Origin of the sequence: Bacillus sp. ISO11 (assembly GCF_003458115.1) — a bacterium.
GTDB lineage: Bacteria > Bacillota > Bacilli > Bacillales > Bacillaceae_G > Bacillus_A > Bacillus_A cereus.
The window spans coordinates 1-21,810 of record NZ_QXCO01000054.1 but is presented as its reverse complement, the minus strand read 5'-3'; the positions used below and the strand labels follow the sequence as shown (position 1 = coordinate 21,810).

The following is a 21,810-nucleotide window of genomic DNA, read 5'->3' as shown; positions in this document are numbered from 1 at the left end:
ATCAGGCCGATTTATCGGTGTCATCTCACACGTTCAAGAGCTGAAAAACGCAATGCCAGCTGTATTAGAAGTAACGAAGCAGAAGGATGGGTGTAGTCAGACTAGGTTTGTGGTGAAGTAAGCTTAGAAAATGGAGTAGGGAATCTACCGATACTTTTAGTGTCATATGTATGAATAATAAAACGTCGTCTCTTCATATTGGAGGCGACGTTTTATTTTATAAAATATCTATGAATTATCTGTAGAAGGCGGCGTATTCTCCAAACGATTATAAGTTTTAAAGGCTGAAATTGCTGAGATAACCCCGCCTACTAAAAATAAAGCGGATCCTCCAACTAAGATGATACGACTGACATATGTTTCCCGTGCTTCTTCGACTTCTTCTTGTAACGCTGTAGGCATATGAATCCCCCTTTATAAAAGTTGTTTTATAAATAGTATATACAAACGCCTAAAATGTGTTAAAATAACTGATGATTTTATGCAGTGGGTAATTAGATGAGTAGGATGCGAGTGGCTAAGTAAATCTTCATCATAAATTTATGTGAACTTCACATAGAGCACATATTAACATTGTATTATGTATATGTACCAAATAAATAAATAAATAAAGTGAATGTAAGTTCTGTTTTCAAAAATTTAAAATCCTTTTATTTCTATATGAAAGTTTTAATCAAGGGTTTTAAAAAATTTGGAAATAGATCTTATGAATATGGAATTCATATAAAAGGGGAATGTCTTATGACAACATATACGAGTGAAATGAGAAAAACTTTAGTTTCAGAAGAAGATGTAGATATTTTAAAAATTATGGCGCATCCAATCCGACTGCAAATTGTAAATGAATTAAGTACGAGAAAAACTTGTAATGTAACACAATTAACAGAGTTACTGAATATTCCGCAATCTACTGTTTCACAACATTTATCAAAAATGAAGGGTAAAGTGTTACGAGCAGAGAGAAGAGGTTTAGAAATTTATTACCATATTAACAATTTAAAAGCGAGTAAGATTGTTAATGTTTTAGGGTATATAAACTAGTGAAATATTTTTATATAAAATAGCCCCTGCTGTTGAGCAGGGGCTATTTTGTGTTGTTTTATGTATTTGTATTTAAAACTTTATAGTTTTTATGATTTACAATTGTTCGATCAAATTCAAAAGTACCACCGCTTACATTTGTAATTTCAACTAAGACCGATTCAGTATAAAGTTTTAATACAGATCCTGTAATCTTTAAATTATTTCGTTGAAAAAGTATAGTATCCCCTACGTTTGCTTTCATAGTACCTCCTCATTAAAGACAGAAATATTTTTTTATTATATATATTAAACCACGGATAGATATATTAGTGAATATTTAGTTTTATTTATTGGAAAAAAATTTGTGATTTTATAAAAAATAAGGTGGATTGAAGTATAAAAAATTTTTCTATTGTATTTAATCAGTAGTTTTTTGTATTTCATCCTTCGTTTTTTGTATTTCATCCTTCGTTTTTTGTAACTGATTCCATGTTTTTGACGCTCTATCTTGTAAGTGCTTACATAAACAAAAACATCTTATACAATGAAGGTGTCAAATCAAAAGAGGTGACCAAAATGAACATAAAAAAAGTAAATTTAGCGAATAGCATTGAAATAGAAAGAGGAGGCGGAAAGGTATGAAAAAATCAACTATTAATCCATGGCTTGTTGTCCTTGGCACAGTTATAGTACAAATGGGGCTTGGGACGATATATACATGGAGTTTATTCAATCAGCCTTTAGTTAGTAAATATGGTTGGAGTCTTAACGCTGTTGCGATAACTTTCTCAATTACTAGTCTTTCTTTAGCATTTTCAACTTTATTTGCGAGTAAATTGCAAGAAAAATGGGGACTTCGTAAACTTATTATGATAGCTGGATTAGCATTAGGACTAGGATTAATACTTAGTTCACAAGCATCCTCACTAATATTACTTTATGTACTAGCGGGAGTTGTTGTAGGTTATGCAGATGGTACAGCATATATCACTTCACTATCAAATTTAATAAAGTGGTTTCCAGAGCGTAAAGGTTTAATTGCTGGTATTTCTGTCTCTGCATATGGTTCAGGTAGCTTAATCTTTAAATACGTTAACGCACAGTTGATTGAATCAGTTGGTGTATCCCAAGCATTTATATACTGGGGTTTAATTGTTACAGCTATGATTGTAATTGGTGCTTGTTTAATCCATCAAGCTGCAGATCAAGGAGCAGTTCATGAAACAAAAACTGAGGAATACACAACGAAAGAAATGTTAGGCACAAAACAAGTATACTTATTATTTATCATGTTATTTACATCATGTATGAGTGGCTTATACTTAATTGGTATGGTAAAAGACATTGGTGTTCAACTTGTAGGACTTAGCGCAACAACAGCAGCTAATGCGGTTGCTATGGTTGCAATCTTCAATACATTAGGTCGTATCATTTTAGGACCGTTATCGGATAAAATTGGGCGTTTAAAAATCGTTACTGGTACTTTTGTTGTTATGGCGAGTTCAGTCTTAGTTCTAAGTTTTGTAGATTTAAATTATGGTATTTACTTCGTATGTGTAGCAAGTGTAGCGTTTTGCTTTGGTGGAAATATCACTATTTTCCCAGCTATTGTTGGTGATTTCTTCGGTATGAAAAACCATAGTAAGAACTACGGAATTGTGTATCAAGGATTTGGATTTGGGGCGCTTGCAGGTTCCTTTATCGGTGCACTTCTAGGTGGATTCAAACCAACGTTCATGGTAATAGGTGTAGTATGTGTCGTGTCATTCATTATCGCAATTTTAATTCAAGCACCTAAGCAGAAAAAAGAAAAAGAAGAAGAGTATCGCAGCGTAGCATAAGTATATAAATCTTCTATAACAATATGATTACGAAAAAGCATCCTATTCTATTAATTAGGATGCTTTTTTTATGAGTTATTTTAACAAGGTTAAATTACTTTTATGATTTTCATAGATGTAAAAGTGAGTGAAATGCCTATTTGGATTATATTGAAATACAATAAATTGATACATCGTATTCGAAATATATATTAAATCTTAAATGACAAAAAAGACATTCATTAGTATTTGTAAGATATATTTTCAGAAAAATATTGAGAAAATATATACTTGAGTTTTTCATAAAGCATTGTAAATGAACGTATCTCTAGTTTAGTTTCTTCAATTTTAAAAAGAGGACTTTGAATTTTATTTATAATATAAGTACTTTTAATGCGTTTACATATGATTTTATTAAGAAGCATTAAAATGGTTTATCTGAAAAATAAAAAAAGATTGACAAGTTTATTGAGAAACATTATCATTTCGGTGTAAGATGGTAAATGAAAAACATTATCAATAAAATGGATTTTAAAGTAATGCGCACTTGACCAATTAGTTTAGTAAGTGTATTATTTTTTACAACACAACTGATAATGAAAATCAATATCATCGGTGTTACTTAATGAAATTAATGTTTATGTGAAAGGATAGAGAAAATGAACTTAGGGGAATTTGATGGGAAAACAGTTTTAGTAACAGGTGCAGCACAAGGCATAGGCAGTGTCGTTGCCAAAATGTTTTTAGAAAGAGGAGCCACAGTTATTGCGGTTGATCAAAATGAAGAGGGGTTAAATGTACTCTTAAATCAAAACGAATTAAACAATACACGTATGAAAACGTTTCGTTTAGATGTGAGTGATAGCGCCGCTGTTGAAGACATGGTAAATCATATTGCAAATGAAATAGCGCCAATAGATATTTTAATAAATGTTGCAGGGGTTTTACGTATGGGACCAATTCATTCGTTAAGTGATGAAGATTGGACTAAAACATTCTCTGTAAATACTACAGGGGTTTTCAATATGTCCCGAGCGGTAAGTAAAAATATGATGTTAAGAAAATCGGGGGCAATTGTTACAGTCGGTTCAAATGCGGCAAATACGCCAAGAATGGAGATGGCTGCGTATGCTGCGTCAAAGGCCGCAACGACGATGTTTATGAAATGTTTAGGACTAGAGCTTGCGGCATACAATATACGCTGCAACTTAGTTTCTCCAGGTTCTACTGAAACTGAGATGCAAAGATTACTATGGGCTGATGAGAATGGAGCTAAAAATATAATTGCTGGTTCTCAAAATACATATAGACTCGGAATTCCATTACAAAAAATTGCACAACCTTCAGAAGTTGCTGAAGCAGTGTTATTTTTAGCCTCAGATAGAGCAAGTCATATTACAATGCACAATTTATGTGTTGATGGCGGTGCTACGTTAGGAGTTTAATAAAAATTCAGGAGGTTATTATATTATGAATGAACATATAGCTGTAAAGGAATTGTCAGAAAAACTTTTAGAAGATTATAAGACTGAATCTTCATTCTTTTTCGCTTCACCAACTCGAACGATATTAGCAGAAGGAGAGTTTACTACAGTAAAGCATCGTGAAATTGAAAGTTTCCCAGAGCTTGTGCAAGCGACATTAAGTAATGCGAAACAAGCTGGAAATCCAAATCCTATCGTTGTGGGTGCTTTGCCATTTGATCGTAGAAAAGAAGTCCAACTCATCGTACCAGAATATAGCAGAATTTCTGAGCGTTTACAATTGGATACAACAAATCAGCTTGAAACAAATGAGAATGTAACATTTGAAATGACACCAGTGCCAGACCCTGAAGTTTATATGAATGGTGTGAAGCAAGGAATTGAAAAAATACAGGACGGTGATTTAAAGAAAATCGTTCTATCCAGATCGTTAGATGTTAAATCTTCCGAAAAGATTGATAAGCAAAAACTTCTGCGAGAATTAGCAGAGCATAATAAGCATGGTTATACATTTGCTGTAAATTTACCGAAAGATGAAAAAGAGAACAGTAAGACGCTAATTGGAGCAAGCCCTGAATTACTTGTTTCACGTAATGGTATGCAAGTTATTTCTAACCCGTTAGCTGGTTCAAGGCCACGTAGTGAGGACCCAGTAGAAGATAAAAGAAGAGCAGAGGAATTACTTTCTTCGCCAAAAGATTTACATGAACATGCGGTAGTAGTTGAAGCGGTTGTCGCTGCACTTCGTCCGTATTGTCATACATTACATGTTCCAGAAAAGCCATCAGTTATTCATAGTGAAGCGATGTGGCATTTGTCTACAGAAGTGAAAGGTGAACTTAAGGATCCAAATACTTCTTCTTTACAATTAGCAATTGCCCTTCATCCTACGCCAGCAGTTTGCGGAACTCCGATGGAAAAAGCAAGAGAAGCTATACAGCATATTGAGCCATTTGACCGCGAGTTCTTTACAGGAATGCTAGGATGGAGCGATTTAAATGGAGATGGAGAATGGATTGTTACAATTCGTTGTGCTGAAGTACAAGAAAATACACTTCGTTTATATGCAGGAGCTGGAGTTGTTGCTGAGTCAAAACCAGAAGATGAGTTAGCAGAAACATCAGCTAAGTTCCAAACAATGCTAAAAGCTTTAGGGTTAAGAGATAGTTCACTTAATGAAAAATAGGGGGAAGAAAGAATGCTAGTAGGTTATACAGAATGGCCAAAAGAATTTGCCGATCGTTACCGAGAAGCAGGATGTTGGCTTGGTGAAACATTTGGAGGAGTGTTAAGAGAGCGGGCTGAGAAATATGGAGATCGAATCGCGGTTGTAAGTGGTAAGAAGCATATAACATATAGTGAACTTAATAAAAAGGTAGATCGTTTAGCAGCAGGTTTACTGAATTTAGGAATAAAGAAAGAGGACAGAGTTGTAATCCAGTTACCTAACATTATCGAGTTTTTCGAAATATGTTTTGCACTATTTCGAATTGGAGCGCTTCCTGTCTTTGCACTACCTTCACATCGAAGCAGTGAAATTAGTTATTTTTGTGAGTTTGGCGAGGCGAGCGCTTACGTTATTTCAGATAAGGCTCTCGGTTTTGATTATCGAAAATTAGCAAGAGAAGTGAAAGAGAAAGTGCCAACGTTACAACATGTAATTGTAGTGGGAGAAGAAGAAGAGTTTGTGAACATAAATGATCTGTATATGGATCCCGTCTCATTACCAGAAGTTCAGCCAAGTGATGTTGCATTTCTCCAATTATCAGGAGGCACAACAGGTCTTTCTAAATTAATTCCTAGAACACATGATGACTATATTTATAGTTTACGTGTTAGCGCTGAAATTTGTAATTTGAATGCAGAAAGCGTCTATATGGCAGTTCTTCCAGTAGCACACAATTACCCAATGAGTTCTCCAGGGACATTTGGAACTTTCTATGCGGGTGGAAAAGTGGTATTGGCAACTGGTGGTAGTCCAGATGAGGCCTTTGCTCTTATCGAAAAAGAAAAAGTTACAATTACAGCGCTCGTTCCGCCATTAGCAATGATTTGGCTTGATGCTGCATCTTCTCGTAATGCCGATTTATCAAGCCTAGAGATTATTCAAGTAGGTGGTGCTAAGTTTAGCGCTGAGGTTGCAAAACGTATACGTCCTACATTTGGATGTACGTTACAGCAAGTGTTCGGTATGGCGGAAGGATTAGTGAACTATACAAGATTAGATGATCCGGAAGAATTTATTATTTATACACAAGGTAGACCAATGTCTGCACTCGATGAAGTACGAGTTGTTGATGAAAATGACAACGATGTACAACCTGGCGAAGTAGGTAGTTTATTAACAAGAGGTCCATATACAATTCGTGGTTACTATAAAGCCGAAGAGCATAATGCACGATCATTTACAAAGGATGGATTTTATCGCACAGGTGATCTTGTAAAAGTAAATGAACAAGGATACATCATTGTAGAAGGAAGAGATAAAGATCAAATTAACCGCGGTGGTGAGAAAGTTGCTGCGGAAGAAGTTGAAAATCATCTATTAGCACACGATGCGGTCCATGACGTAGCAATCGTATCTATGCCTGACGATTATTTAGGTGAACGCACCTGTGCTTTTGTTATAGCTCGCGGACAAGTTCCGGCAGTAAGTGAATTAAAAATGTTTTTAAGAGAACGTGGTATAGCGGCTTATAAAATTCCAGATCGAATTGAATTTATTGAATCATTCCCGCAAACAGGAGTCGGAAAAGTCAGCAAAAAAGAACTACGTAAAGTCATTGCTGAAAAACTTATTACAGTAAAACAATAATAAAAACCGGAAGGAAGTGATTAGATGGCTATCCCATCTATTTCAGTATATAAAATGCCAATTGAATCAGAACTACCAAAAAATAAAGTGAATTGGACACCAGACCCGAAACGTGCAGTACTTTTAATTCATGACATGCAAGAATATTTTCTTGATGCATATAGCGATAAAGAATCACCAAAAGTAGAACTTATTTCAAATATTAAAATGATAAGAGAAAAATGTAAACAACTTGGTATACCAGTTGTTTATACAGCGCAACCTGGTGGACAAACGTTAGAACAAAGAGGTTTATTACAAGACTTTTGGGGTGACGGTATTCCTGCTGGACCAGATAAAAAGAAAATTGTTGATGAACTTACTCCTGATGAGGATGATATATTCCTCACAAAATGGAGATATAGTGCATTTAAAAAGACAAATCTATTAGAAATTTTAAATGAACAAGGAAGAGATCAACTCATTATTTGCGGTATTTATGCGCATATTGGATGCCTTTTAACAGCTTGTGAAGCATTTATGGATGGTATAGAGCCGTTCTTTGTAGCAGATGCAGTTGCTGATTTTTCACTAGAGCATCATAAACAAGCATTGGAGTATGCATCTAATAGATGCGCAGTAACGACATCAACAAACTTACTGTTAAAAGATTTACAAAGTGTAAAAGGTGATGAGAGTGAAGGAATCACTATACAGCAAGTACATGAACTAGTTGCACAACTACTTCGTGAGCCAGTAGAGAGTATTGATATTGATGAGGACTTATTAAATAGAGGGCTTGATTCGGTCAGAATTATGAGTTTAGTAGAGAAGTGGCGTCGTGAAGGGAAAGAAATCACGTTTGCACATTTAGCAGAACGTCCAACTGTTGCAGGTTGGTACAGTTTACTATCTTCACAAACAGCACAGGTGCTGTAACAAATAGACTACATAATAAAGGGGTAGTAAAGAATGCCTAACAGTCAAAAGATTCGTCATTCGTTATCATCTGCGCAGTCTGGTATGTGGTTTGCGCAACAATTAGATCCGCTTAATCCAATTTACAATACTGGGGAATATGTAGAAATAAACGGAAATATTCATCAAGAAATTTTTGAATTAGCTGTACGTAAAGTTGTAATAGAAGCAGAAGCACTTCATGTTCGCTTCGAGGAGGATGAAATTGGCCCATGGCAAGTTATTGAAGAATCACAGTTTCATATGCATTTTATTGACGTTCGTAAAGAAGAAAATCCTGAAGAAGCTGCTAAAGTATGGATGAAAAATGATTTATCTATGCCAGTCGATTTGAAAAAAGATACATTATTTACTGAAGCACTTATTCAAGTTGAAAATAATCGTTTCTTTTGGTATCAGCGCATCCATCACATTGTGATGGATGGCTATGGATTTTCACTTCTTAGCCAAAAAGTGGCGAATGAGTATACATCACTTATAGAAGAAACAAACAAGAATGAAAAGCCGTTTGGTTCTCTTACAAAAGTCGTGCAAGAAGATATTGAGTATCGTGAGTCTAAAAAATTTCAGGAAGATCGTACTTTTTGGTTAGAAAAATTTGCGGATGAACCAGAAGTTGTAAGCTTGGCAGAGCGAGCACCGAGAACATCAAATGGATTTTCACGAGAAACAGCTTATTTATCTAGTTCTAGCACGAAAACTTTATTAGAAGATATCAATATTTCGTTAACAAGTTGGCCGGAATTCATTGTCGCTGTAACAAGTATTTATATGCATAAGTTAACAGGTGCAAATGATATTGTTTTAGGTTTACCGATGATGGGACGTCTAGGTTCGGTATCTATTCATACACCAAGTATGGTAATGAATTTAGTGCCACTTCGTATTACAGTAACTCCAAATATAACTCTTGCGGAATTATTGCAACAAGTTTCTAAAGAAATCCGAGATGTACGTCGCCATTATAAATACCGTCATGAGGAATTAAGAAGAGACTTAAAGTTACTAGGTGAAAATCAAAGGTTGTTTGGACCGTTAGTGAATGTTATGCCTTTTGATTACGGGCTAAATTTTGCTGGAAATCGTGGTATTACGCATAATTTATCAGCAGGACCTGTCGATGATTTATCAATAAATGTATATAAACGTTTTGATCAAAATGAGCTAATGATTCATTTTGATGCAAATCCTGAAGTATATAATGGCGCGGAGCTAGCATTGCATAAAGAAAGATTTATGAATCTATTTGAATTAGTAGTAAATAATTATGAGAAAAACGAGTCGATTGGAAAAATAAACATTACTCTGCCTGAAGAAAATCATAAAGTTTTATTGGAATGGAATGAAACGAAGGAAGACGATGAGTTAATCAGTCTGCCTATATCATTTGAAAAACAAGTGCAAAAAAATCCCAATAAACTAGCCATTACTTGTGACGGTGTAAACCTTACGTATAAAGAGCTAAATGAACGAGCGAATGAACTAGCACATTATTTAGTAGAAGAAGGAATACGACCAAACCAGTTTGTAGCTTTAGTATTCCCTAGATCAATAGAAATGGTAGTTAGTATGCTAGCAGTCTTAAAGGCTGGTGCAGCGTATTTACCAATAGATCCAGAATACCCAGCAGAAAGAATTAATTATATAGTAAATGATGCAAAACCAGTTTGTATCATAACACATTCATCTGTTTCATCTAAGTTAGTTATAGAAAATGATATGAAAAAAATTGTATTAGATGAAGAAGAAACGAAACTAGCGTTACATACATATTCTCGTATGAATATAGCATGTAAGAATGATGTATCACTTTTAAACCCAGCCTATACAATATATACTTCAGGCTCAACAGGAAACCCAAAAGGTGTAATTGTTCCTATGAGAGGTTTAAGTAACTTTTTAATGGCTATGCAACAAAAGTTTTCATTAAATGAAAATGATCATTTATTAGCAGTTACAACGTTTGCGTTTGATATTTCTGCTCTAGAAATTTATTTACCTCTTATTAGTGGTGCAAGTTTAACAATTGCGCAAAAAGAAGACATACAAGAGCCATCAGCATTAACGACACTTTTACAAGAAGAAAGAGTGACAATTATGCAGGCTACACCGACGCTTTGGCAGGCGTTAGTAACTGATTATCCAGAGAAGCTACAAGGGCTAAATATACTTGTTGGTGGTGAAGCTCTTCCAGAGCATTTAGCAAATAAATTAAAAGAATTAGGTTGCTCAATAACTAATTTATATGGACCAACTGAAACGACGATTTGGTCTACTTTCATGAACATTGATGAAGGTGAAAAGGGTATACCTCCTATTGGAAAGCCAATTTGCAATACAGAAGTGTATGTATTGGATGCAGGGTTACAACCAGTTCCACCTGGAGTTATTGGGGAATTATATATTGCAGGGGAGGGACTTGCAAGCGGATATTTAGGAAAACCGGAGTTAACAGCTGAACGGTTTATTGCAAATCCTTATGGAGAATCAGGGAAGCGCATGTACCGTACAGGAGATCTCGTGAAATGGCGTAGTGATGGTGCGTTAGAGTACATTAGTCGCGCAGATCATCAAATTAAAATTCGTGGATTCCGAATTGAATTAGCTGAAATTGAAACGGTATTACAACGACATAAAAATATTCAACAAGCGATAGTAATGGTACGAGAAGATCGTCCAAATGATAAGCGCATCATTGCGTATATCGTTGCAGAAGAAAAGGAACCGATTAATCTTTCAGAAATTCGTTCTTATGTTTCAGAAAGTTTAGCGAATTATATGATACCATCAGCATTTGTTGTGCTAGAAGAATTACCATTAACGCCAAATGGTAAGGTGGATAGAAAGAAATTACCTGCTCCTGATTTTAATGGAATGGACAATGAGAGGGTTGCTAGAAATCCGAAAGAAGAAATATTATGTGATTTATTTGCAGAAGTACTTGGTGTTTCTCGAATTAGCATTGATGATAATTTCTTTGAAATGGGTGGACATTCACTTCTTGCATCTCGTTTAATGGCAAGAATTCGTGAAACGTTAAGTGTGGAATTAGGAATTGGGAAACTATTTGAATCACCAACTGTTGCCGAACTGGCGAAACAATTAAACCATGCAAAAAGCGCAAGACCAGCTATTCAGAAAGCAAGTAGGCCAAATGAAGTTCCACTTTCATTTGCACAGCGCAGGTTATGGTTCTTAAATTGTTTAGAAGGTCCAAGTCCTACTTATAATATTCCGCTAGTCATTCGTATGAATGGAATATTGAATCGGGAAGCATTACAAGGTGCTTTTTATGATGTAGTTGAGAAACATGAAACACTTAGAACAATTTTCCCTAACGTATTAGGTAGTTCCTATCAGAAAATTTTAGATATGGAAAACTTAAATCTAGAAATGGTTATAACTAATACATGTAAAGATGAATTAGAAAGTGTACTTTCAGAGGCGGTAAGATATAGCTTTAACCTCGATTTTGAGCCGGCAGTTCGTTTGCAACTTTTTACAGTGAGTGAAAACGAACATGTATTATTAATTCTATTACATCATATTGTAGGTGATGGCTGGTCATTACAGCCGTTAACGAGAGATTTTACAGCGGCGTATAAAGCGCGATGTCAAGGTGACAGAGTTCAGCTGGAGTCACTTCCAGTTCAATACGCAGATTATGCACTTTGGCAACAGCAATTGCTAGGTGATGAAACGACACCAGAGAGTCTTATTTCAACACAATTAGATTTTTGGAAAGAAGAACTTAAAGGTTTACCAGACCAAATGGAGTTACCTACAGATTTCCAGCGTCCAATTGAGACGAGTTACCGCGGGGAAACAATTCATTTTCATATAGATGAAGGTATGCATAGTAGGTTAGTAGAGCTTGCACGTAAAAATGGAGTTAGTTTGTTTATGGTATTGCAAGCAGGGCTTAGTGCACTATTTACAAGATTAGGTGCAGGCACTGATATACCAATTGGAAGTCCGATTGCTGGAAGAAATGATGATGTACTTTCAGATATTGTTGGTTTATTTGTAAATACATTAGTGTTACGTACAAATACTTCAGGAGATCCAAGTTTTAAAGAATTATTAAATAGAGTGAAGCAGGTAAACCTTGCAGCTTATGAAAATCAAGATGTTCCATTTGAAAGGCTTGTTGAAGTATTAAATCCAGTACGTACTCGAAACAGCCACCCGTTGTTTCAAGTTATGTTAGCTTTTCAAAATACACCAGAAGCAACGTTTTATGTACCAGATTTAGAAGCGAGCCTTGAAATTCAAAGCGTCGGTTCTGCAAAATTTGATTTAACATTTGAAATTAGTGAGAGTAACGGAGTTGATGGTACTCCGAACGGTTTACATGGATTACTAGAGTTTAGTACCGATTTATATAAACGTGAAACGGTTCAAAAACTAATAGAACGATTCATTTTGTTATTAGATGATGCAGCTACAAATCCGGAGCAATCAATTGGCAGATTAGAAATATTAGCTGTAGCAGAGAAAAATACAGTGTTAGAAAAGTGGAATGGTGGTTTTCAAATTGCACCAGAAATGACATTGCCACAATTGTTTGAAAAGCAGGTTCATATAAATCCAAATTCTATTGCTGTTGTCTTTGAAGATAAGAAATTAACTTATGAAGAGTTAAATAGAAAAGCAAATAAAATAGCTCGATTCCTAATAGCAAAAGGGATTGGTCCTGATCAACTCGTTGCTTTAGCGATGCCAAGATCATTAAACATGGTTGTAAGCTTATTAGCTGTTCTTAAAGCTGGTGCTGGATACCTTCCGTTAGATCCAGATTACCCAGCAGACCGTATTTCATTTATGCTACACGATGCGAAACCATCATGTGTTTTAACGAATTCAGAAGTGGAAATTGAATGTAATGAGGCAATAAAAGTTTTAGTTGATAATGTAAAAGTAATAGCAGAGGTTGAGAAATATAGTGAAGACAATATTGATGAAGTGGAACGAATTAAGCCATTATCTCCATCACATATTGCTTACGTTATTTATACGTCAGGGTCAACGGGCAGACCGAAAGGCGTTATGATACCTCATCAAAATGTAGTGAGACTTTTAGGAGCAACTGATCATTGGTTCCAGTTTGACGGAAACGATGTTTGGACGATGTTCCATTCATATGCTTTTGATTTCTCGGTTTGGGAAATTTGGGGACCTTTATTATACGGAGGGCGTTTAGTTGTAGTTCCACATACTGTAAGTCGCTCGCCGAAAGAATTTTTACAGCTTCTTGTTAAAGAAAAGGTTACGGTTTTAAACCAAACTCCATCAGCGTTCTACCAATTGATGCAAGCAGATCGTGAAAATGAAGAGATTGGCCAAAAATTATCTTTACGATATGTTGTTTTTGGAGGAGAAGCACTTGAGCTAAGTCGCTTAGAAGATTGGTATAGTCGACATCCTCATAACGTACCAAAGCTTATTAATATGTATGGTATTACAGAGACGACAGTACATGTTAGTTATATTGAATTAGATGAAACTATCGTCTCTTTACGGGCAAATAGTTTAATTGGGTGCAGTATACCTGACCTTAAAGTGTATGTGTTAGACAACTATTTACAACCAGTCCCACCTGGAGTAGTTGGAGAAATGTATGTTGCAGGTGCAGGACTTGCGCGTGGATATTTAGGAAGAGCAGGATTAACGGCTGAACGCTTTATCGCAGATCCATTTGGCAAGCCAGGTACAAGAATGTATCGTACAGGAGACTTAGCTCGCTGGCGTAATGATGGGATGCTAGATTATATAGGACGTGCAGATCATCAAATCAAAATTCGTGGGTTCCGAATTGAATTAGGAGAAATAGAAGCAGTCATAATGAAGCACCCTAAAGTTGAGCAAGTAGCCGTTATTGTACGTGAAGATCAACCAGGGGATAAACGGTTAGTTTCTTATATCGTTGCATCAAATAATGAAGCAATTGATACGAATGAAATGCGTCAGTTTGCTAGTGGTAGTTTACCAGATTATATGGTTCCATACGCTTTTGTAGTAGTAAATGAGTTACCTTTAACTCCAAACGGTAAATTAGATAGAAAGGCATTGCCAGCTCCAGAATTTATCGCATCATCTTCTAGTCGTGGTCCAAGAACACCGCAAGAAGAAATGTTATGCGACTTGTTTACAGAAGTGCTAAGTGTACCTCAAATTGGAATTGATGACGGATTCTTTGATCTTGGTGGCCATTCACTCCTTGCAGTGCAGCTTATGAGCCGCATGAAAGAGGCGCTTGGAGTGGAACTAAACATTGGCACTTTATTTGCAGCACCGACTGTTGCAGGGTTAGCTGAAAGACTTGAGATGGGGAATGGTCAAAGTGCACTTGATGTGTTGCTTCCATTACGAGCAAGCGGGGATCAATTACCACTATTTTGTGTACATCCAGCAGGTGGATTAAGTTGGTGCTATGCAGGACTTATGAAATCTTTAGGAAAAGATTATCCAATCTATGGTGTACAAGCACGTGGTATTGCTAAAAATGAAGAACTTCCAAAAAGTTTAGAGGAGATGGCGGCGGATTACTTGAAACATGTTCGTGAAGTACAGCCTTATGGACCATATCGTTTATTAGGTTGGTCGCTTGGAGGAAATGTTGTGCATGCAATGGCGGCGCAACTACAAAATGAAGGGGAAGAAGTAGAATTACTCGTTATGCTTGATTCTTATCCTGGACACTTCTTACCAAATACGGAAGCGCCTACTGAAGAGGAAGCGTTAATTGCATTACTTGCTTTAGGCGGATATGACCCAGATAACATGGATGGTAAACCACTTACAATGGAAAGTGCAGTTGAAATCCTTCGTAAAGATGGAAGTGCATTAGCAAGTCTTGAAGAAGAGACTATATTGAACTTGAAAGAAACATATGTAAATTCAGTAGGGTTGTTAGGGAAATATGTACCGAAAGTTTATAACGGAGATATCTTATTCTTTAGATCTACTGTTATACCAGACTGGTTTGATCCTATTTCTCCAAATACGTGGCTAAATTATTTAGACGGGCAAATTGTGCAGCACGATATTGATTGTAGACATAAAGATCTATGTCAGCCAGGTCCACTTACGGAAATTGGGCAAGTATTAGCGAAATATTTGCAGAATAAGAAAGGGGTAAGTAGAGTATGACGAATCCATTTGAAAATGATAATTACACATATAAAGTATTAATAAATGAGGAGGGCCAGTATTCTCTCTGGCCTGCTTTTCTCGATGTACCTATTGGCTGGAATGTCGTATATGAAGAAGCTAGTAGGCAGAGCTGCTTAGAATATGTTGAATATAACTGGAAAGATTTGAATCCACAAGGTAATCAAGTTCGCGAAAAAACATTAGTAGGAAAACGATAATGAAAGAAAAACTAAATCCAAAAGTAGTTGTAAGTATCGTTTATATAACTGCGATGTTTATCGCTGCGATGGACGCAACGATTGTAAATGTAGCACTGCAAACGATAAGTAGAGAACTACAAGTACCTGCATCTGCAATGGGGACGGTGAATGTTGGGTATTTAGTTAGTTTAGCTGTTTTCCTTCCGATTTCTGGTTGGTTAGGAGATCGTTTTGGTACGAAAAGAGTATTTTTAATTGCTCTTTTCGTATTTACAATTGCATCTGCTTTATGCGGAATGGCTAACGATATTACTTCATTGAATATTTTCCGTATTATTCAAGGTGCTGGCGGAGGGCTTTTAACACCGGTTGGAATGGCGATGTTATTTCGAACATTTTCACCCGAGGAAAGACCGAAGATTTCCCGGTTCATTATACTTCCAATTGCTGTAGCACCAGCAATTGGTCCTATCATCGGTGGTTTCTTTGTAGATCAAATGTCTTGGCGTTGGGCATTTTATATTAATCTACCGTTTGGAATCGTTGCATTGCTATTTGGACTTCTATTTTTAGCAGAACATGTTGAAAAATCAGCTGGTCGCTTTGATTCGCTCGGCTTTATTTTATCAGCACCAGGATTTGCGATGCTCATATATGCACTCAGCCAGGGACCATCAAAAGGGTGGATTTCTCCAGAAATTATGAGTACTGGGATAGCTGGGGTTGTATTCATTACATTGTTTATAATTGTAGAACTGAAAGTAAAGCAACCGATGTTAGATTTACGCTTATTAAAAGAACCAGTCTTTAGAAAGATGAGCATTATATCATTATTTTCATCAGCTGGTTTATTAGGAATGTTATTTGTTTTTCCTCTTATGTATCAAAATGTGATAGGAGTTTCCGCACTGGAATCAGGACTTACGACATTTCCAGAGGCGATTGGATTAATGATTTCTTCACAAATTGTGCCATGGTCATATAAGAAATTAGGAGCTCGAAAGGTAATTTCTATTGGATTAATATGTACGGCGGTTATATTTGTTTTATTGAGTTTTGTAAATCACGATACGAATCCGTGGCAAATCCGGGCATTATTGTTTGGTATCGGTATTTTCTTAGGCCAATCTGTCGGTGCGGTTCAATTTTCTGCCTTTAACAATATCACGCCGCCTTCTATGGGGAGAGCGACTACTATATTCAATGTGCAAAATCGACTAGGTTCAGCAATAGGAGTAGCGGTTTTAGCTAGTATACTAGCTGGTTTTGGAGGTAATAACGTTCAATCCGATTTTTTACCATATCAAGCAGCATTAATTGGGTCAGCAATATTTTTGCTCATAGCACTACTATTTTCTTTACGTATTTCCGATAAAGAGGTAATGTCAAAGAAGAAAGAAAAAACATTATCTGTATCAGAAAAAGAGAAAGTACTTGTCAATGAATAACAATATACGCATGCTTTCTTATGAAAATTGATATTCGTTGAATAAAGGAGAGTTTACATGATAGAAAGTAAAGTTGTAGATTCTATTCCAACTTTGAATGAGAATGATTGTCAAATATGGTGGGCAAGAATTTCAGATTTACAATCATGGCATTACAATTTACTAAATGATATAGAGCGAGAGAAAGCAAATTCGTATCACCATTCGGCAGATCGAGCTCGTTTTATAATAGGTTGCGTAATAAGTAGATTAGTTCTCGGCAAGATACTTTCTATGTCACCAGTCCAAGTACCAATTGATCGAATGTGCTCAGTATGTAAATTGCAGCATGGAAGACCACAATTACCAGAAGGTATGCCGCAATTATCCGTTTCGCATTCAGGTGAGTGGGTTGTCGTTGCATTTACAAAATCTGCACCTGTTGGCATAGATGTAGAACAAATGAATCCAAGTATAGATGTTATGAAAATGGCAGAAGGTGTATTAACAGACATTGAAATAGCGCAAGTTATGAAACTGCCAAATGAACAGAAAATAGAAGGTTTTTTAACATATTGGACTCGAAAAGAAGCGGTGCTGAAAGCGACAGGTGAAGGACTAATGATCCCACCAGTACATATTACAGTATCAGCTCCAAATGATCCTCCAAACTTGTTGGTTTTTAAGGATAGACAAGAGTTAGCAAGTAATACAATGATGGAAGATGTAAGGCCTAGTTTAGATTATAGGGCTTCTGTTGCAATATTCAGTAAGGAAGTGACTGAAATTACGCAATTAGACGCGGCAGCACTTTTAAATCTTAAATAAAAAAATTACAGAAGAGGTGTTCCTCATGTTAGTAGCGGAAAATAGAAAGAATGAATTCACTTATAATGTACAAGCAATTAAAAATATTTTATTTTCTGGAGATACATCATCCATTCATGCTTTAGAAAAGCTTTTAAATGATACAGTTCAGTTTGATGTTCTTGAACAAGAGGCACTTGGTAGACAGTACATTCCGAAAGAAGCAAAGAATTTCTTTGATAAAGACGGAACATTTCTTTACCGTGTATCTAATGTTAGTTATAAAGGAAAGGTGTTATCTGAAAATCTAATTTTTGCAGACACTTCGTTTTTACCGGACGCAATAAAGAGTGAATTAGAGAATGGAAATATTCCTGTTGAAAAGCTTATAGAAAAGATGGAAGTAAGAAGAAACGTATTATATGAAGGATATCAGCCATCTGGAAATATTATTGAATTGTTTGATGGATGTTCTGTTACAGCGAATGTGTATCCAACTAGAAAGTATCAAATTGTAAGTAACTGCAAATGTGTATTTTATATTTGTGAAGTGTATCATGCAGAGAATATAAAGCAATTGCTTAAATAAAAACAAGAAACCAGCCTATAAAATGGCTGGTTTCTTGTTTTTATTTAACAGCTTCTTTTAATTCTTTACCTGCTTTAAATGCAGGAACTTTACCAGCGGCGATTTGAATTTCTTCGCCAGTTTGCGGATTACGTCCTGTACGAGCAGATCTTTCGCGTACTTCAAAAGTTCCAAACCCGATTAGTTGAACTTTATCTCCAGATTGTAATGCATTAGCAATTGTGTCAAATACGGATTGTACAGCTGCAGAAGCGTCCTTTTGAGAAATATCAGCTGATTGAGCTACGTTTTTAATTAATTCTGTTTTGTTCATGTTTTCACCTCATAAAAAAATTTTTGGAATGAATGTTTTAGTATAATAGATAGTAAAGATAAAGCTATCACTATGATTAGAAAGAATACTATATAATTATGTTAATTTCGTTGCAAGAGACTGAATCCCTTCTATTATTTAGGGATTAATTAAGAATCGATGCATATAAAAAGCTTTAATATGAGGATGAGGGGGAGTATACGAATGATTTTTCGTGAAAAAAATGAGAAGGAAAGTATTTTAATTCGTCAACATGATCATGGTTTTTTAGCTGGAGAGATTGCAAAGCATATAAAAGAAGACTTTTTTGAAGATAAAACATATTTAAAAGAAACAGTTGATGCAATATATGAGCATGACAGAGGATGGATAGAGCTTGATAAAGTACCAATTTTGAATGATGCTAAAAATATTCCATATACATTTATGGATTGTCCAAGCCCATTACGTTTTGCTTTTTATACGATTGGATTGAATGAAATTGAAAATTCTAATCCATACGGGGCATTGCTTTGTAGTAAACATTTTTTATCATTTCCACTAAACGAGGAAGATGAAGAGATGATGTCATTTTATAAACATGAATTAGAACGACAAAAAAGAATTTTGAAAACGTTAACAAAGGAACAGTTTGCGATGTTCGATAAGCATTATAGATTATTAAAGTTTTGTGATGAACTTTCTTTATACGTATGTATGAATAAGCCTGGTGTCAAAAAGAAAGATGAAATTGACTTATTTAAAGATGGTTTTGAAGGAACAGAAATGTTCAATAGTAAAGAGGAGAAACTTATTCAAGCTCAATGGGTGGACGAGGAAACAATTCGGATTACACCATTTCCATTTCAAACGGAATTTTATACGTATGTAAAATATAAAACGATAAATAAGCATGAAATGAAAGAAAAAGGGATTGCAAAGGCTGATAGAGAATCAGAAATGAAGAAACAAACCATTCGTTTCATACAATAAGGAGGTAATATAAATTGAAAGAGTATATATTAAAACAGTGTGATTATCATGCTTGGGCTAATACTAGATTATTCAATCGATTAAAAGAGTTACCAAACTATGAGACAATTTTTAATGAGCAGATACAGAGTGTATTCCCATCCATTAAGGATACTTTTGTGCATATTTATATTACAGATCAAGTGTGGTTACATATATTGCATGGTAAAAGTATGAATGAAGCAATACAAGACCGAGAAGATTTACGAAAACAAATTGAAACTAAATCGTTACATGAATTAGAAAAAATGTTTGAAAACATGGCAAATCAATATAAAGAGTTTTTAATTACAATACAAGATGTGAATGCTGTATTTGTTATTGAGAATCCATACGTAGGGAAATTAGAAACTTCGATTTTAGAATTAGTGCAACATGTCGTAAATCATGGTACATATCATAGAGGAAATATAACAGCGATGATTCGTCAACTTGGTCATTCATCGACAATGATGGATCTTGTACTGTATTTACATATGGTTAAAAAGCAGGGAGAGTAATATAGTTTGTAAGAAGGAGAGGCTTTAATTATAGAAGTCTCTCCTTCTATTTTATTCTGCATTCATGGTAGATCGACTGATTAAAGTTTTCTTAAGAAGCTTTATTTTCTTGTAATTGCTTAGCGTATTGTACAGCCTTATATGCATTGACTCTACCGTTTTTCCAGTACGTACCTGTACCACTAATTTTATCAGTAGTAGACTCAATAATTTGGCGGATTTGTGTATTGCTATATCCTTGATTTGCTAAAAGAGCTGCGACTCCTGCAACATGAGGTGTTGCCATAGATGTACCACTTAATGATTGATACGTGCTTCCTTTATATGTTGAATATATATTTGAACCTGGTGCTGCAACATCTACCCAGCTACCATAAGTAGAGAATGAAGATTTTCTATCTGATTGATCTGTAGAAGCAACTGCAATTACTTCGCTGTAATAAGCAGGGTAATTAGCTTTTGTATTTCCTGCATTTCCAGCAGCTGCAACTATAACAGACCCTTTATTCCATGCATATTGAACGGCTTGTTGTAATGCAGTACCACCATTTGGAGCTCCTAAACTTAAACTAATTACTTTTGCACCCGAATCAGCAGCTTCTCGAATACCTTGCGCTACAGCATCAAGAGTACCACTTCCTTGATTATCTAATACGCGGACAGCATAAATTGAAGTTTGTGGGGCAACACCAGCAATTCCGACGCTGTTATTCGTAAGTGCTCCAGTAATTCCAGCGCAATGTGTACCATGACCATTACCATCATCAGATGTATTGTCGTTATCAACATAATCATGCCCATAAATTACTTTCGAAGCCAGATCAGGGTGTGAGCCTTGAACTCCTGTATCAATAATAGCTACTTTTACACCAGGATCACTTCGTTGGCTATCCCAAGCTTGTGGAGCTTGAATCTTTTGTAACCCGTATTGATTATTAAAATATGGGTCGTTTGGAGTCCAAAAGGCGTGAACGTAATAATTCGGTTCTGCATATTCCACATCTGGATTATTTTTATAGCTCTTTATTTTTTCTTTTACAGTACCTTTTGAAAATTGTACGACTTCAAAACCTAACTTATCATCTTTAGATAAGACATTAGCTCCGACAGATTTATGAAAAGATTGCACATTACTTAAAGATGCATTTTGTTTGAACTTAACGATTAATTGGTTAGGAACATAATCAGTAGATGATGCTTCAGCGCTTGAAGTATTCGTGTTAAAGAAGAAACCACCAATAATAAATGACAAAACAGATAGGAAAACGATGATTTTGTTTTTCAAAAGATTTTTCCTCCCTTTTCTTGGATGAGTTTTTCAGTGACACCTTAATGTCGCATTCCTTTTCAACTATATAGTTAGACCATACGATTTATGACATTTATGTGAAAAACTTTTGAAGGAATAAAAAGGAGTAAATATTGATATAAATATATTTTTAATGATAGTAATTAAGTAAAAGTGGTCATCTCCCTGTCAAGTAGACAGAAATAAAAAGAGTATTATGCCACGGCCTTTTCCCGATATTCTATCGGGGAAAGGCCGTGAAGTTTTTCTTGGAATCTTTCTGTATTATAAAACTGAATATATTCTTGAATTGCTCGGTAGGCCATTTCATATGTTTTTGGGCACACTAAATACAACTTCTCTGTTTTTAAATGTGAGAAGAATGATTCGATACACGCATTATCAAAACAGTTTCCACGTC

18 protein-coding genes are annotated in these 21,810 nt (G+C 35.5%); 13 read left to right on the top strand and 5 right to left on the bottom strand.

The window, feature by feature from the left end; genetic code table 11:
- Positions 1-228: 228 nt before the first annotated feature.
- Positions 229-402, bottom strand: a complete 174-nt coding sequence (locus D1166_RS31495; RefSeq protein ID WP_001141667.1) for a hypothetical protein — start codon at positions 400-402, stop codon at positions 229-231.
- A 339-nt stretch (positions 403-741) separates the two neighbouring features.
- Here D1166_RS31495 and D1166_RS29425 point away from each other — a divergent pair, with 339 nt between their 5' ends.
- A complete protein-coding gene (locus tag D1166_RS29425; RefSeq protein ID WP_000214801.1) occupies positions 742-1,041 on the top strand; it encodes an ArsR/SmtB family transcription factor in 300 nt (99 codons plus the stop codon).
- Positions 1,042-1,099: 58 nt separating this feature from the next.
- Here the strand turns inward: D1166_RS29425 and D1166_RS29420 are convergent, their stop codons facing one another.
- Positions 1,100-1,285 carry a YkvS family protein gene (locus tag D1166_RS29420; RefSeq protein ID WP_000646793.1) on the bottom strand — a complete coding sequence of 62 codons (186 nt, stop codon included), beginning with the start codon at positions 1,283-1,285 and terminating at the stop codon, positions 1,100-1,102.
- Positions 1,286-1,661: 376 nt separating this feature from the next.
- Here D1166_RS29420 and D1166_RS29415 point away from each other — a divergent pair, with 376 nt between their 5' ends.
- From D1166_RS29415 to D1166_RS29370, 10 genes are all read left to right on the top strand, one after another.
- Positions 1,662-2,864, top strand: a complete 1,203-nt coding sequence (locus D1166_RS29415) for an L-lactate MFS transporter (RefSeq protein WP_118043528.1) — start codon at positions 1,662-1,664, stop codon at positions 2,862-2,864.
- Positions 2,865-3,502: 638 nt separating this feature from the next.
- Entirely contained in the window at positions 3,503-4,288 is a 786-nt protein-coding gene (gene dhbA / locus D1166_RS29410) for a 2,3-dihydro-2,3-dihydroxybenzoate dehydrogenase (RefSeq protein WP_001048432.1), read from the top strand.
- 25 nt (positions 4,289-4,313) lie between these two features.
- Complete coding sequence (gene dhbC / locus D1166_RS29405) at positions 4,314-5,513, top strand: isochorismate synthase DhbC (protein ID WP_001002076.1); 1,200 nt, start codon at positions 4,314-4,316, stop codon at positions 5,511-5,513.
- Positions 5,514-5,525: 12 nt separating this feature from the next.
- Positions 5,526-7,142 carry a (2,3-dihydroxybenzoyl)adenylate synthase gene (locus D1166_RS29400; RefSeq protein WP_098221130.1) on the top strand — a complete coding sequence of 539 codons (1,617 nt, stop codon included), beginning with the start codon at positions 5,526-5,528 and terminating at the stop codon, positions 7,140-7,142.
- A 24-nt stretch (positions 7,143-7,166) separates the two neighbouring features.
- Positions 7,167-8,060 (top strand): isochorismatase family protein, encoded by an 894-nt coding sequence (locus D1166_RS29395; protein ID WP_098221131.1) that lies wholly within the window; start codon positions 7,167-7,169, stop codon positions 8,058-8,060.
- A 33-nt stretch (positions 8,061-8,093) separates the two neighbouring features.
- Positions 8,094-15,251, top strand: coding sequence for an amino acid adenylation domain-containing protein (locus D1166_RS29390; RefSeq protein ID WP_098221132.1), 7,158 nt, complete (start codon positions 8,094-8,096; stop codon positions 15,249-15,251).
- A complete protein-coding gene (locus D1166_RS29385; protein ID WP_000184059.1) occupies positions 15,248-15,472 on the top strand; it encodes an MbtH family protein in 225 nt (74 codons plus the stop codon). The genes D1166_RS29390 and D1166_RS29385 overlap by 4 nt, the downstream gene beginning before the upstream one ends.
- Positions 15,472-16,902 (top strand): MDR family MFS transporter, encoded by a 1,431-nt coding sequence (locus D1166_RS29380; protein ID WP_098221133.1) that lies wholly within the window; start codon positions 15,472-15,474, stop codon positions 16,900-16,902. Before D1166_RS29385 ends, D1166_RS29380 begins: the two co-directional genes overlap by 1 nt.
- Positions 16,903-16,959: 57 nt before the next feature.
- Positions 16,960-17,709, top strand: coding sequence for a 4'-phosphopantetheinyl transferase Sfp (sfp, locus tag D1166_RS29375; RefSeq protein ID WP_000572999.1), 750 nt, complete (start codon positions 16,960-16,962; stop codon positions 17,707-17,709).
- A gap of 25 nt (positions 17,710-17,734) precedes the next feature.
- Positions 17,735-18,277, top strand: a complete 543-nt coding sequence (locus tag D1166_RS29370) for a cold-shock protein (protein ID WP_098221134.1) — start codon at positions 17,735-17,737, stop codon at positions 18,275-18,277.
- 40 nt (positions 18,278-18,317) lie between these two features.
- On the opposite strand, the gene D1166_RS29365 is transcribed toward D1166_RS29370, so the two are convergent.
- Complete coding sequence (locus tag D1166_RS29365; protein WP_001043905.1) at positions 18,318-18,590, bottom strand: HU family DNA-binding protein; 273 nt, start codon at positions 18,588-18,590, stop codon at positions 18,318-18,320.
- A 204-nt stretch (positions 18,591-18,794) separates the two neighbouring features.
- Between D1166_RS29365 and D1166_RS29360 the strand changes: the two genes are divergently transcribed.
- Both D1166_RS29360 and D1166_RS29355 read left to right on the top strand, forming a co-directional pair.
- Positions 18,795-19,562, top strand: a complete 768-nt coding sequence (locus D1166_RS29360) for a DUF3891 family protein (RefSeq protein ID WP_000577279.1) — start codon at positions 18,795-18,797, stop codon at positions 19,560-19,562.
- A gap of 14 nt (positions 19,563-19,576) precedes the next feature.
- The gene (locus D1166_RS29355) at positions 19,577-20,101 is read left to right on the top strand and encodes a DinB family protein (RefSeq protein ID WP_098221135.1); all 525 of its coding nucleotides are present in this window, start codon (positions 19,577-19,579) and stop codon (positions 20,099-20,101) included.
- 91 nt (positions 20,102-20,192) lie between these two features.
- Here the strand turns inward: D1166_RS29355 and D1166_RS29350 are convergent, their stop codons facing one another.
- Together D1166_RS29350 and D1166_RS29345 are read right to left on the bottom strand one after the other, a co-directional pair.
- Positions 20,193-21,386, bottom strand: coding sequence for a S8 family peptidase (locus tag D1166_RS29350; protein WP_000790924.1), 1,194 nt, complete (start codon positions 21,384-21,386; stop codon positions 20,193-20,195).
- Positions 21,387-21,604: 218 nt separating this feature from the next.
- Positions 21,605-21,810: IS3 family transposase (locus D1166_RS29345; protein ID WP_141195368.1), on the bottom strand; the 206-nt coding region annotated here is incomplete at its 5' end.